This window comes from Pedobacter aquatilis (assembly GCF_032678425.1).
GTDB lineage: Bacteria > Bacteroidota > Bacteroidia > Sphingobacteriales > Sphingobacteriaceae > Pedobacter > Pedobacter aquatilis_B.
Window position 1 is genome coordinate 42,248 of the sequence record NZ_JAVTSG010000007.1, and the last position, 15,387, is coordinate 57,634.

9 protein-coding genes are annotated in these 15,387 nt (G+C 38.4%); 7 read left to right on the forward strand and 2 right to left on the reverse strand.

What is annotated here, in order from left to right; translation table 11 throughout:
- Window positions 1-563 precede the first annotated feature (563 nt).
- The 7 genes from R2Q16_RS18535 to R2Q16_RS18565 all read left to right on the forward strand — a co-directional run bounded on the left by R2Q16_RS18535 (window position 564) and on the right by R2Q16_RS18565 (window position 11,422).
- On the forward strand, window positions 564-1,154 hold the full coding sequence (locus R2Q16_RS18535; RefSeq protein ID WP_316739327.1) for an RNA polymerase sigma factor: 591 nt from the start codon (window positions 564-566) through the stop codon (window positions 1,152-1,154).
- 67 nt (window positions 1,155-1,221) lie between these two features.
- Complete coding sequence (locus R2Q16_RS18540) at window positions 1,222-2,160, forward strand: FecR family protein (RefSeq protein WP_316739328.1); 939 nt, start codon at window positions 1,222-1,224, stop codon at window positions 2,158-2,160.
- A gap of 51 nt (window positions 2,161-2,211) precedes the next feature.
- The gene (locus R2Q16_RS18545) at window positions 2,212-5,556 is read left to right on the forward strand and encodes a TonB-dependent receptor (RefSeq protein ID WP_316739329.1); all 3,345 of its coding nucleotides are present in this window, start codon (window positions 2,212-2,214) and stop codon (window positions 5,554-5,556) included.
- Between the two features lie 8 nt (window positions 5,557-5,564).
- Complete coding sequence (locus R2Q16_RS18550) at window positions 5,565-7,100, forward strand: RagB/SusD family nutrient uptake outer membrane protein (RefSeq protein ID WP_316739330.1); 1,536 nt, start codon at window positions 5,565-5,567, stop codon at window positions 7,098-7,100.
- A gap of 12 nt (window positions 7,101-7,112) precedes the next feature.
- Window positions 7,113-8,894 carry a metallophosphoesterase gene (locus R2Q16_RS18555; protein ID WP_316739331.1) on the forward strand — a complete coding sequence of 594 codons (1,782 nt, stop codon included), beginning with the start codon at window positions 7,113-7,115 and terminating at the stop codon, window positions 8,892-8,894.
- A gap of 123 nt (window positions 8,895-9,017) precedes the next feature.
- A complete protein-coding gene (locus tag R2Q16_RS18560; protein WP_316739332.1) occupies window positions 9,018-10,370 on the forward strand; it encodes an ectonucleotide pyrophosphatase/phosphodiesterase in 1,353 nt (450 codons plus the stop codon).
- Between the two features lie 170 nt (window positions 10,371-10,540).
- On the forward strand, window positions 10,541-11,422 hold the full coding sequence (locus R2Q16_RS18565) for a DUF808 domain-containing protein (protein ID WP_316739333.1): 882 nt from the start codon (window positions 10,541-10,543) through the stop codon (window positions 11,420-11,422).
- On the opposite strand, the gene R2Q16_RS18570 is transcribed toward R2Q16_RS18565, so the two are convergent.
- Both R2Q16_RS18570 and R2Q16_RS18575 read right to left on the reverse strand, forming a co-directional pair.
- Window positions 11,409-12,227, reverse strand: coding sequence for a response regulator (locus tag R2Q16_RS18570; protein WP_316739335.1), 819 nt, complete (start codon window positions 12,225-12,227; stop codon window positions 11,409-11,411). The genes R2Q16_RS18565 and R2Q16_RS18570 overlap by 14 nt on opposite strands.
- Window positions 12,212-15,382: a two-component regulator propeller domain-containing protein gene (locus R2Q16_RS18575; protein ID WP_316739337.1), complete on the reverse strand. Its 3,171-nt coding sequence runs from the start codon at window positions 15,380-15,382 to the stop codon at window positions 12,212-12,214. Before R2Q16_RS18575 ends, R2Q16_RS18570 begins: the two co-directional genes overlap by 16 nt.
- Between the last annotated feature and the right edge of the window lie 5 nt (window positions 15,383-15,387).

The following is a 15,387-nucleotide window of genomic DNA, read 5'->3' on the forward strand; positions in this document are numbered from 1 at the left end:
CCAAGGTTTCTGACCGAAAACCAGCACGGCAAACAAAATATTACAATCCTTAATATTTTATTAACTATGCTCAGATGTAATCTTCGTTTATACTAATAGATTTAAGTGACCGCTGAAAAAGCGAACACTTAAACCAGAAGAGAATATCAAAACACAAACTTCAAAGATTTCTCCGCAAGGTCGAAATGACGGTGATAATGCTGAAAGGGCGTAATCTGGTTTAAGTGTTCCCAAAGGGGTCACTTAAATCTACTTTGAAAACCAAGGTCTCTGACCGAAAACCAGCAGGGCAAAAAAATATTACAATCCTCAATATTTTATTAGCTATGCTCAGATGCAATCTTCGTTTATACTAATAGGTTTAAGTGACCGCTGAAAAAGCGAACACTTAAACCAGAAGAGTTAAATCTCCTTATCAAAACATAACTTCAAAGATTTCTCCGCAAGGTCGAAATGACGGTAATAATGCTGAAAAAGCGAACACTTAAACCAACAGAGTGTGGTTATTAAAAACTAATAACTTAAAATTAATTTAACATTGGCTTTTTTAGCTTTGCGAGCAAATGGATGGTCAACCTAATTTGCTGATTTCCCGTATTAAACAAGATGATGAGCTTGCCTTTAACCAGCTTTTTGATTTGTATTGGGAAAAACTATATGGTTTGGCCTGGGCGAGGGTGAATAATGCAGATGTTGCCCAGGATATTGTTCAGGAACTTTTCATTAAACTGTGGCAGCGTAGAAAATCGCTCGATATTAAAGGCTCCCTGTCCGCTTACCTGCATACCGCCGTAAAACTAAGTGTAATCAGTTATTTCCGTTCCGTTTCTAAAGAAGAACTGCAACTTCAGGATGCCGCAACGCGGATGAGCATTATTCAGGATGCTGCCGGCGATTTAGAAGATTACCTTTTACTCGAGCACCTCATCGCCGAAACCGTAGCCAAAATGCCAGAATTGTTGCAGCAGGTTTACACCATGCGCAACGAAAGCAAAAGCATAAAGGAAATTGCTGCCGACCTCGGCATTGCAGAGCAAACCGTAAAAAATTATACCGCAGAAGTTTTAAGGCGATTAAGATTGGTTATCCAGGAAAAATATCCGGAGAAATATGCCGCATACCTATCTATTTTAATTGTACTCGTTAACAAATAGTTCATTAAAGCTTAACATAAATTAAAAGTACTTCCGGTGCTTTCTGGCGACATATAGGCAGAAACACATGGAAAGTATAAAACAATTCAGAAAATCGTTAAAACGATTTTTTACAAAATCCAAGGATACCAAGAACCAGCAAATTGTAAACGGTTGGTACAAATCTTACGAAGCGTTAGAAAAATACGCTTTTAACGATGTAGATAAAAACCAGGTCCGCGAAAACCTGTTGCAAGGCATCCGCGGACAAATGCTCCAATCTAATCCGCACCGTTTGCGTTGGTTATCGGCAGCGGCAGTAATACTGATTATGGGCAGCTTCGGTTTATGGTTAGTTAAAAGCCAGTCGCAAGATAAGCCACTCACTTATGTAAGCTCTGCTACCAAAACCGGAATGCTTAAGTATTTGGTTTTATCAGATAGCAGCGAGGTCTGGTTAAACGCCTCCTCACAATTCAAATACCCTACAACCTTTGCCAAAGCATCAAGAACGGTTTATCTTCCACAGGGTGAGGCCTTCTTCCAGGTAAAGCGAGATGTGAAAAGACCATTTAAGGTTTATGTTGGTAAACTGGAAGTTCGGGTACTCGGCACATCCTTCAACATTAACAACTACTCCGATTTTAAAACTCAAACCATTGTTGTCAACACCGGAAGGGTACAGGTATCTGCCAAAAACAAAGTGCTTGCTGTTTTAGAGAAAGGCAAACAACTTACTTATAATAAAACAACCGGAGTTTTCGATGTAAAAGAGGTTAACCAGGCACTAAGCTTTAGCTGGCGTGATGGCAATACGGTTTTACAGGATGCCAGTTTTGAAACGGTTGCTACGGTTTTTAAAAATCTTTACGGTGTAGAACTGAAATCAAATATTCAGAACATCCACCAGTTCAGCTATACACTTACCATTCAAAAACAGGTTTCGCTCGAAGAAAACCTATCCCTTATTTGCAAAATGCATCACATTAATTATAGAAAGGAGGGTAGTGTGATCCTGCTTTACTAAACCTTTTTCAAAATCTATATAAACAAACAAAATTATAATAAAATCAAATCAATGAACAATAAACAAACCATATGGAGGCTATTTATGCGAACATCATTACTACTATCCATATTATTCCTGGCACTTTTTTCTGTTAAGGCCGAAGTGCTTAATGCACAATCGCTGAGTACTAAAATCGATATTCAATTTAATAAAGGAAGCCTAAAGAGTGCCATTAAACACCTCGAAAAAACGGCTGCCATTAATTTTGCCTATGATGAAAATTACCTTTCGTTGGATGATACTTCAATCAACGCTAAAAAATACCAGCAACAGGCTGTTGGTTTAATTTTAGCCGATTTATTGCAGGGCAGTGGCTTAACTTTTAAGCAACAGGCCGCCAATGTTGTGCTTTTTAAAAGGGTTAACGGCGTTGTAAAAGGGGTGGTTAAGGATGAAGAAGGACAAGCTTTACCCGGTGCAACCGTTAGGCTAATTGGTAAAAATACCCTCGCTGTGGTAACCAATACAGATGGTTATTACGAATTTAAGGCAGAAGAGGGGACATATACTTTAGAAATCAGCTTTGTAGGTTATGAAACCGCCAAACAAGGCAATATTTATATAAATGCCGCCAAACCTTATGTATCAAATTTTACGCTTCGCTCAGGCACATTGCTTAGAGAGGTGAACATTAGTTATGGTAAGCAAAAGGCAAAAGAAGTAACCAGTTCGATTAGTGAGGTAGATGCAAAAGAATTTAAGGATATGCCGGTTATTCAGTTTGCGCAAGGCTTGCAGGGTAAGGCTGCCGGTGTTCAGGTTGCTTTAAGCAGCGGACAGCCGGGTCGTGGCATCGAATTCAGAATCCGCGGTGCGGCATCTCTGTACTCGAGTAATCAGCCGCTTGTGGTAATTGATGGAATGCCCGTTACCGGAAGCATCAACAATATTAATCCCGATGAGATTGAATCTTTCTCGATACTTAAAGATGCTTCGGCAAGTGCTTTATATGGTTCAAGAGCAGCAAATGGGGTTATTTTAATCACCACTAAACATGCTAAAGCCGGAGATGCACAGGTTGAATTTCACAGCAATTTTGGTTTGCAGAAAATACCAATGCGCAATGTTCCGGATGTAATGAACGCCCGCGAGTGGGTTGAATTTCAGAATGAATATTACCAGGACAGGGTGAAGTATGAAAACTTTACCGGAGCAATTGACCCGATTTATGCGAACCCTCAAAACTATGGCGAAGGTACAAACTGGTTTGATGTTTTAACCAGAACAGCGCCTATACAGAGTTATGATTTAACGGTTAAATCGGCCAGAGAAAAATCATCTACAACGGCAATTGCAGGTTACCAGGAACAACAGGGTGTGCTGATTAATACCTCAACAAAGTTGTTCTCTTTTCGCTTAAACCACGATTTACGTTTGGCTAATGATAAAATTAAAATTGGTTTTAACATTGCACCAAGCTACCGCATGGACCACAACAACCGTTTAGGAACGGATGGTGTGGGTGGTATGTTCGAGCGTATTTTCGAAGCCAGTCCTTTGTATGACCCGATAAATCCAGATGGCTCTTATACCAAATATGTATCATCACCACCAATGGTGCTTTATTTTAACCCTTACGCACAGTTTATGCTTGCGCAGGATGATTATAAAACCACCAGAATTTTAGGTAACAGTTACTTTAACTACGAGTTTTTAAAAGGATTAACCTTAAAAACAAACTTTGGTGTAGATAAGGGTACAGAAACGCGGAGCACTTTTAACCATTCATTAATGAATGCAAATGATATTGCATCAGGTGTTGCAGGCGCTACCGATAATTTCTCGTGGACCGCAGAAGCTAACTTACAATACAATAAAGATTTTAAAGGCGGACACCACATTGATGCCATTGCAGGTTATTCAGTTCAAAAGTTCGAACAATTTAGCAGTACGGTAACGGGTACCGGTTTTCCTAGTAATGATGTGCCTTATATTAATGCCGCAACCGTAATCAGTAATGGTGGCAGTACGACTACCGATTATTCATTATTATCGGTTCTTGCCCGTATCAATTATGCTTTTAAAGGCAGGTATTTACTTTCTGCAGCTATGCGAAGAGATGGTTCATCAAGATTTGGCTCTAACCAGAAATACGGAAACTTCCCTTCAGTATCTGCAGGTTGGGTAGTAAGTGATGAATCTTTTATGAAAGATTTTAAATGGCTGGATTTATTTAAGGTTCGTGCCAGTTATGGCATCACCGGAAATAACTTCTTCCCTAATTACGCCGCAGTTTCTACCATTGGCGAGTACAACTATGTTTTAGATGGTGCACTCGTACCGGGTACAACGATAAATAGTTTAGGAAATGCGGATTTAGCCTGGGAACGTGTGAAACAGTTTGATGTTGGTTTCGATTTGTCAATTCTGAAAAACAGAGTTTCCTTCACTTATGATTATTACCACAAAATTACCGATGGTTTGATTCAAGACAGGCGCATTCCGAGGGCTTCGGGTTTCTCAACAATCAAATACAATGTGGGTGCTTTTACCATGTGGGGACATGAATTAACTTTAAATACGGTAAACACTACTGGTCAGCTAAAATGGAATACCAATATCAATGTTTCTTTTGATAGAAACATCATCAACTCATTGGTTAGTCCGGGTTTTATCAGAAGAAATAATACCGTAACCTCTGATTATTTCCGCCAGCAGGAAGGGAGAAGTTTAGGTGAGTTTTATGGCTTTGTTTACGAAGGTTTATATAAGGATGCGGCAGATTTAGCCAATTCTCCGAAGTATAAAAATCAATCGGATGTAGGTACAATTAAAGTTAAAGATTTGAATGGTGATGGTGTAATTGATGATGTTAACGACCGTACATTTATCGGCGACCCAACCCCTGATTTTACTTTCGGTATGACCAACAACCTGGCTTATAAAAACTGGGATTTCTCGATAACATTTGCAGGTTCAGTTGGTGGAGAGATTTTGAATGCGGCTCGTTGGGCTTACCGTACCAATATGGACGGTGCAAGGATGTTAACTGCTGATGTAAAAGACAGATGGCGTTCGCCTGAAAATCCGGGTTCTGGATTATATCCACGTACCAAAACCGGAACAACGGCAATGGGCCGACAAGTGAATACGCAATGGGTTGAAAACGGCAGTTTCTTAACGGCAAAAAACATTACCCTTGGCTATACCCTAAACCTTAAAAATAATTTCATCATGAGAAATTTAAGGGTTTATGGTTCCGTTCAACAGGCTTTTGTAATCAGTCCGTATTCAGGTATGAATCCAGAAATCAATTTCGCTGGCCTTGACCCAACCTTAGGCATTGGTATTGATGAGAATGCTTATCCAATTCCACGTACATTTTCTATTGGTTTAACTGCAACTTTCAAATAATTGAAACGATGAAAAAAATCTTTTTATTAATATTAGTAGGCTTTTTTGCAAGCTCTTGTAAGAAAACTTTTCTGGAGTTAACCCCACAGGATCAATATTCTCCGGGTAACTTCTACAATACCGAAGCCCAATTCAGACAGGCTGTTAATGCAGCTTACACGCCCTTAAGGGCTTTGCTTGATAATGATTATTTTACAGCAGAAGGTCGCTCTGGAAATACCCATTACGAATACAACCAGGGTAATCGCGGTACAGCTTATTTACAGCGTGAAACCATTGTAGATTTTACAGATGACCCGACAAATGCTTACAGTAATGCGGTTTACTTCCATTGCTACAGCAGCATTGCAAAAGCAAATATCGTTATCGAACGTATTGCAGGCGCAACTTTTGCAGCAACGGCTAAGAATACTTTAGAAGGCGAGGCTAAGTTTTTAAGGGCATGGAATTATTTCCGCCTGGTGCGTTATTTTGGTGGCGTACCGCTTTATTTAAATGAAGTAAAAACCGCTGATGAGGCCTTTTTGCCAAGAGCAACTGTAGACCAGGTGTATGCGCAAATCATTGCAGATGCGCAGGATGCTATAAATAAACTGTCGCCTCCTGCTAAATTTCCGCAGAGTGGAACGGCAACCAAGGGCGCAGCAACAATGTTACTGGCTGAGGTTTACATTACTCAAAAGAAATGGGCAGAGGCAGAGGTGTTGTTAAACACTTTGCCAGCGATGGGCTATCAGTTGTTAAATAATTACGCTGATGTATTTTCAACGGCTAATAAGAACAGTCGTGAGTCTATTTTCGAAGTACAATTTTTAGAAGGCTTACAAGGTGGACAACAAAGTAATTTTATTTACTTGTTTTTGCCAAGAACCACCAATACAACTTTAATTACGGGTGTTGCAACCAATAACACCGGAACAGGTGGTTGGAATACGCCAAGTTTGGATTTAATCAACAGTTACGAAGCTAATGATAAACGTAAGGATGCTTCAATAGGTATGGCAGAAGGTACGTATAACAGCAGTAAGGTGTTTACGATATCAGCCAATAAGAGTGTTGTAAATTATACGCCTGCGGCCGGTAAAGTTGGTGTTCCATACATTAAGAAATACCTTACTCCGCACAGCAACCCAAACAATACCAACGATAACTGGCCAATCTACCGTTATGCAGATGCCTTATTGTTATTAGCTGAAGCTCAGAATGAACAGAATAAAACTGATTTGGCACTTTTAAATCTGAACAGGGTAAGAACAAGAGCAGGTTTAACTGCTTTGTCAGGACTTTCGCAAACGGTTTTAAGGGGAAGAATTGCACAAGACAGACGTTCTGAACTGGCATTCGAAAATCACCAATGGTTTGATTTGTTGCGTACAGGTACAGCCATTGCAACTATGAATGCTTACGGAACGAAATTAAAAGCAACCAATACCTATTTAACTGCAGATAGTTACCAGGTTACCGAACAAAGGCTTTTATTTCCTATACCACAATCTGAAAGAGAAATTAATCCACAGTTAACGCAAAACCCCGGATACTTTTAATAAATAACACATATGAAATTTAAAGTCAATTTTGGTCAGAAGGTTACAAGTTTAGCTTTGGCTGCGGTAATGATGGTGAACAGCAGTTTTGTGCTTAATAAACCTGCTGATGAATCGGGCGAATTCAGTATTGCAATTCTTCCGGATACGCAGTATTACACTTCAGAAAAGAACGGTGGTAAAAACGAAATGTTTATTGCCCAAACAAAATGGATTGCAGAAAATGCGGTTAAGCAAAATATAAAATTTGTTATCCATTTGGGTGATATTTCTGATGATGGCGAGAAATTCCCGGTACAATGGGAAAGGGCATGGGCAGCAATGTCTATTTTGGAGAAGCCACAGGAACTTTATCCACAAGGAATACCTTATGGAATGGCTGTTGGCAACCACGACCAAACCAAAAGTCAGTTTCCTTTAACGGGAAAAACCGAGCAATACAATAAGTATTTTGGAATTTCGCATTTCAAGGATAAAAAATGGTATGGTGATCATTACCAAAATGATAACGACAGCCATTATGATCTTTTTGAAGCCAATGGTACTAAAATGTTGGTGTTGTTTCTGGAGTACGATTCTTATGATGAGGATATTGAAGGCTTAAACCAGTGGGCAGAAGGCGTATTGAAAAAATACAAAGACAGACAAGCCATTTTAGTGAGCCATTCATTTATACATTTCAATAAAACTGCCGGAACGAATGAGAAAGGATTTCCGAAATTCTCTAAACAGGGTCAACGCCGTTTTGATGTTTTAAAACGATATCCGAATGTAATTATGACCCTTTCTGGCCATGTTGGAGATAACGGAGAAGGTTATCGTCAGGATGGAGTTGCAGGGAATATCATTAAGTCTTTCTTATCAGATTATCAAAGCAGACCACAAGGCGGACATGGCTTAATGCGTTTAATGACCTTTTCTAAATCCAAGGATTTGATTAGCGTTAAAACCTTTTCTCCTTATACAGGTGAAGATGAAAAAGATGCCGATAGTGAATTTAGTTTACCTTGGTTGCACCACACAACAGTTGCCAGACAACTTGATTTTAACAATGACCAGCAAACGGATATTGCGACTTTTGAAGATGGAAAATGGACACATTCTGGCTCAACAAAACAATTGGGTAAGGCAGGAGATATCCCTGCACCGGCCGATTATAATGGCGACGGACAAACGGAACTTGCGGTATTCAGACCATCAGAAGGGAAGTTTTATTTAGAAAATGGTCAGGTGATTGCTTTAGGCAAAGCGGGAGATATTCCGGTATGCGGTGATTGGGACGGAGATGGTTTTGCTGATGTAGCCGTGTATCGCCCTGAAAATTTAACCTGGTATTTCAACGGAATGGATAGCGTTAAATTTGGCAATAAAAACGGTATTCCTGTCCCGGCAGATTATGATGGCGATGGTATTTTAGACGTGTGTTTTTTTAGAAAAGACAATTCGTTATGGCAAAGCAGTCTGGGTAATATTCCATTGGAAGTTAAACATACACCGGGCGATATTCCTGTGCCGGGCGATTATAACGGTGATGGAAGAGCTGAAATGGCCGTGTACCGACCATCAACAGGGGAGTGGTTGATTGATTTTAAACCCGCAATTAAGTTCGGTGTGGCAGGCGATATTCCAGCACCGGGCAACTACCTTAAAGATGGTAAAACGAATATTGCTGTTTATCGCAAAGGCAAAATTGTTTTGCAATCGGGAAAATCATTTGATGCAAAGGTTGGAGATAAAGCACAATTGCTGAATATCCCACAGCAGGTAAGAATGAACTTTAAGGAAAAACAATAAATAGAAATAGATTTTTAAATAAGAGCCGCCTAAAAAACGGCTCTTATTGTAAGTAACTTTTTCTTAATACTCGCAAAACATTAAAGGCATTTTAGTTGAATAATTTGCTTCAAATTAAAAAACATGAAAAAAATAAATACGTTAATATTCTTCATCCTTTTGGCAGGTTATTCATTTGCGCAGGAATCTCATGTGGTATTGATAAGTGTTGATGGCTTAAGGCCAGAGTTTTACTTAGATGCCGAATGGGGTATGGTAAATGTTCGTCAGGGGATGAAAAAAGGCGCATATGCGGATGGTGTTCGTGGTAGTTTTCCAACGGTAACTTATCCATCGCACACAACAATGGTAAGTGGGGTATTACCGGCAAAACATGGCATTTATTACAATACACCTGTTGAACCATTGGGCATTACAGGCAAATGGTTTTGGTATTATAAAGATATTAAAGTGCCAACCCTTTGGACAGCTGCAAAAGATGCAGGTTTAAAAACTGCCGGTGTAAGCTGGCCGGTTACGGTTGGTGCACCCATTGATTATAATTTGCCAGAATATGTTATCCTGCCTAAAAATAAAGGCGAAAAGCGTGATGAAATTAAGGCGATGTATGAGGAATCAAATCCGAAAGCATTGTATCAGGAAGTTCAGGATAATGCAATTGGCAAGTTTGGTGAATTTGGCGCAACACTGGATTACTACACAAGCGACCAAAATAAATCAAGAATGGCGGCCTATATTCTGAAAAGATACAAACCAGCATTTATGGCGGTCCATATTGCTTTAACCGACCATTTTGAACATGAGCAAGGACGTGACGGCGATAAAGTGCGTTCGGCAGTTGCCGGCGCAGATGTTGCTATTAAAACCATTATGGATGCTGCGGAAGCCGCAGGAATTAGTGAGCACACAACTTTCATCATTACCGGCGACCACGGCTTTGTGGATATCCATACACAATTTAAACCTAATGTGTTATTGGCGCAATTGGGTTTGTACGATGATAAGAATAAAGAAAGCTGGAAAGCTTATTTTCAGCAAAGTGGTGGTTCTGCATTTTTGCACCTTAAAAATCCAGCGGATAACGCAACGTTAGAAAAAGTTACCAAAGCTTTAGCACAATTGCCAGCTGGTTATCAAAAAATGTTTCATGTGTTGGATAAAGATGCAGTTGCCAAAGCGCAAGGCGACCCGAATGCTGCTTTAGCTTTGGCGGCAAACCAAGGTTTTAGTTTTGGAGCTGCTGCAACAGGAGAAATGCTTACCCCGGCAAAAGGTGGCACACATGGTTTTCTGCCAACTGATTTTAAAGAAATTCAAACTGGTTTTGTAGCTTTTGGAAAGGGTATTAAATCGGGCACTGTATTACCGTTGATAGGGCAGGAAGATATTGCACCAATCATTGCCAATCTGCTGAAGCTTAAGCTTCAAACTGATGGGGTTTTGTATCCGGGTATCCTCACATCCAATACAAAATAAGCAATCAAAATATTTGGGGGAACTGAAAGGTTCTCCCTTTTCAATATTGCGCCTGCTGATAAACTGTTAATTTTTTATTGCAGATGCATATATTTTCAACATTCTGCATAAAATTAATCACTAATTCAAATATGAATTTATATTTTGCGGCAGATAAAAGGTACTAATTTATGGCTTCGGGTTTTTTCGCAATTTTAGATGATATTGCAGCTTTAATGGATGATGTGGCGGTGACCGCCAAAATTGCGACAAAGAAAACCGCAGGAATTTTAGGCGATGATTTAGCTGTAAATGCAGAAAAAGCGACCGGATTTTTGTCATCCAGAGAGATACCAGTTTTGTGGGCCATTACGAAAGGCTCATTAATCAACAAAATTATAATTGTACCAATAGCTTTATTGCTAAATGTATTTTTCCCCATCGCGATTAAATACATATTAATCTTGGGTGGTTTGTATCTCGCTTACGAGGGTGTAGAAAAAATCATAGAGTTTCTTTTCCATCGCAAAAAACCTGTAAAAGAAGCAACAAAAGAAGTTATTCAAAGCGATACCGAAGTTGAAAAAACGAAAGTTAAATCGGCCATTACTACCGATTTTATTCTGTCTGTTGAAATCGTCATTATTGCACTGGGCACTGTTTTAGATAAAAGCTTAACGCTTCAAATTTTAACGGTTTCGGTCGTTGCATTGGTTGCAACGGTTGGTGTGTACGGCATTGTTGCGCTAATTGTAAGGATGGATGATGCAGGTTTCAAGCTTATAAAAAACTCAAATGACAAAGGTTTCCTATCCAAGGTTGGACATTTGTTGGTTAAAGCATTGCCCTTAATTATAAAAACCTTAAATGTTGTAGGTACAATTGCCTTAATCTTGGTGGCAGGTGGTATTTTTAATCATAATATTGATTTTATTCACCACATTTTCCCGACACTTTTAACAATTGTAAAAGAAGTTGCATTGGGTTTAATTGCAGGTTTATTAATGGTTCCTGTTGCAGCCGGAATTAAAAAAATATTCAAAAAGAAAGTGGCTAATTCTACTGTTTCTTAGCATTCCTCGATTGAATATACTCTGACGGAGACATGCCAAATTGCTTGGAGAAATTGCGTCCGAAGTGTGTTTGAGAGCTGTAACCAACCTGTTCGGATATTTCGTAAATTTTTAAATCGCCATCATTAAGTAGCTCGGCAGCTTTTTTTAAACGAGCAATGTTTATCAATTCATTCGGACTTAAATTAGAGATGGATTTAATTTTACGGTATAAGGTGGGGCGGCTCATATTCATATGGTCTGCTAAATGCTCTACATCAAGTTCAGGATTATCCAATTGCTGATTAATCAAATTTTGTAGCTTCTCTAAAAATTGCTCATCGCTTTTAGAATAAGCCATCGTTTTAATGTGAATTAATGGCGAACTGGCAAAGTATGCCTTAATCTTATTTCTGTTTTTGATTAAGGATGCCACCTGAACCTGTAAAAATTCTGGTGAAAAAGGTTTTTCCACATATGCATCGGCACCCATTTCCAAACCTTCAATTTTGGCTTGTAAACTATTTTTAGCGGTGAGTAAAATTACCGGAATGTGGCTAAACTCTAAACTCGATTTCATTTTTTCGCAAAGCTGATAACCGTCCATTTCTGGCATCATTACATCGCTAATCACTAATTGTACAATTTCTTCGCTCAAAATTTTTAAAGCTTCAATGCCATTATTTGCAGTTAAAACCTGATACTTCTCGCTTAAATCATCAGCAATAAATTCAAGAATTTCTTCTTCATCATCAACCAATAAAACCACAAATTTTTCCATTTTATCTTCCTGTCCGATTAAATCGTTGGTTATTGCTTTTTCCATTTTCCGCTCAAGTTAAATTCAATTTGTTGATGTATAGGTAGTTCGAGTACAAATATGTTTTGCAGATTGGCATTGCCTGTTGCAAATAAATTTCCATCGTGCAGTTCAGCAAGCGATTTTGAAATTGATAGGCCAATTCCTGTACCTTGTTTAATTTGTTGCTCAGTTGCCCTAAAAAATGGTTCAAATATTTTCTCCCTTAAGTCGGGTGCAATAAATGGCCCATCGTTTATAACTTCAATTCTAAAGAAATCTATTTTATTCTCATCGATAACCAATTTTATCTCGGTTAGTTGTGCTCCATACTTAATCGCGTTATCGGTTAAATTGCTTAATATTTTATAAAAAGCTTCAGTATCTACGTAGGCAAAAAAGGGATCTTCTGGCATCGATATAATGAAATTTAAGCTTTTTTCTTCAGCCATAGGCTGAAAAATAACATGTATATCGTTTAAAATTTCGGATATGTTTGCATTTACAAAATTTAAGGAGAAACCGTTTACTTCTGTTTTTCTAAAATCGAGCAATTGATTGGTTAATTTTAACAAACGATTTGTATTCCTGTCCATTGTACGAAGGTTTTTCTCGATAAATGGAACGCTTGCAGCTTCTTTAATTACCTTTTCCATGGGGCCTTTTATTAAAGTAAGCGGGGTTCTAATCTCATGGGCAATGTTGGTAAAAAACTCGATTTTAGCCTGATAAATTTCCCGCTCCTTTTTGTTTTCGAAAAGCTCCATTCTGCGTTTTGTTCGGCTTTCCATTTTTAAATGGTAACTACGAATGAGGTAATAAGCCAGTGCTGTTAATACAATTGCATAAATCAGGTAAGCCAAATTGCTTTCGTAAAAGGGTGGGAGAATGGTTATTGCAATTCGTGGGTTATTTTCGCTCCAATTTCCTGTTCCGTTTACAAGTGCTTTAACTTCGAAAATATAGCTCCCTGCGGCTAGTTTCGTAAAATATACTTTTCTGTTTGTTTGCAAATGAATCCAGTTTTTGCTTAAGCCCGACATTCGATAAGCATATTGGGTCATATCTGGAGAAACATAACTCATCGCCGCAAAATCAATACTGAAAGAGGATTGTGAATCGTTTAGCCTAAGGTTATCTGTATATATAATCGATTTTTTTAATACAGAATCCGGGTTCGATATTTTACTTTCCTCATTGTCGATTTGAAAACCAGTAAGCTTAACCGATGGTGTTATGGCATAGTTTTTTAATTCTTCTGGTTTAAAGCTGATTAATCCCCTAACGCTACCAAAATAAATACGTCCATCTTCATCTCTAAAACCAGAATTATAATTAAACTGATCGGTAAGTAGGCCATTGGAACGCGAATATGTTTTTACGGTTTTATCGCTTGGATTGTAATGGATTAATCCGCGTGTACTACCAATCCATAGTTTATTCTCCTTGTCTTCGATAATACGGAATAGAAAGTTACTCGGCAAACCATCTTTGGTTGTTATTCTTGTGAAGTTATTTTCCCTTGCATTATAAAGATTTAATCCACCACCATCGGTACTTACCCAAATGTTTTTTTTACTATCCTGAATTACGCCATTTATGGTATTATGGCTTATACTTTTATTGTCTTTCAGGTTGTTTTTATATTGGCTTACATCGTTCCTGTCTAACCTGAAACGAAATACCCCATCATTAAAAGTTCCAGCCCAAATATTCCCCTGGTCGTCTTCAGTCATTACTTCATAAAAAGTAACCGGGATATTTGGAATCAGATCAAAGTCGTCGTTCTTTTTGTCATAGAGATACATTCCGGCTATAGTTGCAACCAGAATTTCGCCTTTGCGGGTTTTATAAAAGGTTACGATAAAGTTTGTGCGGAGTTTGTTTCCTTTGCCTGCAGCATAATGCTTTATAACCTTCTTTGTTTTGATGTCGAAAATGTCAAGACCATGTTCAAAGGTTCCAATCCACAATTTATTTCCATCAACCAATAAACCATGGATGTTATAATAGGAAATGCTTGATGGTTTTCCATTAGGAAGGTAATTTGAAAACAAACCCGTTTTGGTATTGAGCATATTTAAACCCGCGTCCTCTGTACCAATCCATAAATTGCCATCGCCATCTTTACAAATTTCGCGAACATCGCTACCGCTTATTGAATTGTTATCTCGCTGAGGAAAATATTTAGTAAAAATCGAGTACTGGCTAGAATAATAATTTACGCCGCCAAAATAAGTACCCGCCCAAATTCCATTTTCTCTATCTTTAAAAACCGTATAAATCGCATTATCGGTTAAGGAGTAAAGGTTGCTGTACTGTTTTTTAAGGCGAATAATTTTTTCGCTCGAATAGATGTAAACGCCAGATTCTGTGGCAATCCAAAATTCGTTGTTCGCAGCTTGCACCATATCCCGAACGTAAATGGACGTTTTATCATCGTTAAAGGTTAAAATGTCTTTTGTTAAACCCGTAGTTCTGTCAAATAATTTTATGCCTTGATTTGCTGTTCCAACAAGTATTTTATTATTGCCAACATCAAGTGTTTTGGTTGTCCAGCTACTTTCCTGCGGATTGGTTTTACTCATCACATAGTGAGATTTAAAACTTTTGCGCTGTGAATTATATTCTTCAATAGTGCCCTGCATTGTACATATCCAAATCGAGCCATCGTTCATCACCGAAACAGAATTCGCATCAAAATTGGCTCTTTTACCAAAGGCGAATAACTTCTTTTGCTTAGGGTTGTAGAGGTAAATCCTCCATGAAGAAATTATCCATAGGTTCCCATCTTTATCAGCATTCAAATCATTTATGCGCAGATTTTCAGTACCCTTAATTTGTCGGAATTGCTCGGTTTGTGGAATGTACTGGTAAACACCATTATTTGTACCAATCCATAGTCTGTTATCAGCATCTTTCTGTAAATCGTAAACTAAATCGTTTCCTAAACTACCGGGTTGGTCGGCATCGTGTCGGTAAGTTTTAAACTGGTATCCATCAAATCTGTTTAAACCATCTTTTGTGCCAAACCACATAAAACCATTTTCGTCTTGAGCAGTGCAAAAAACGGTATTATTTGAAATTCCATTTTCTACCTGGTAGTGCCGGAAATAGTAAGGTTGAGCAGAACAAAATTCTACTAAAAACAGTAAAAAGGCTACTACGATTAATTTTTTCAAGGCGC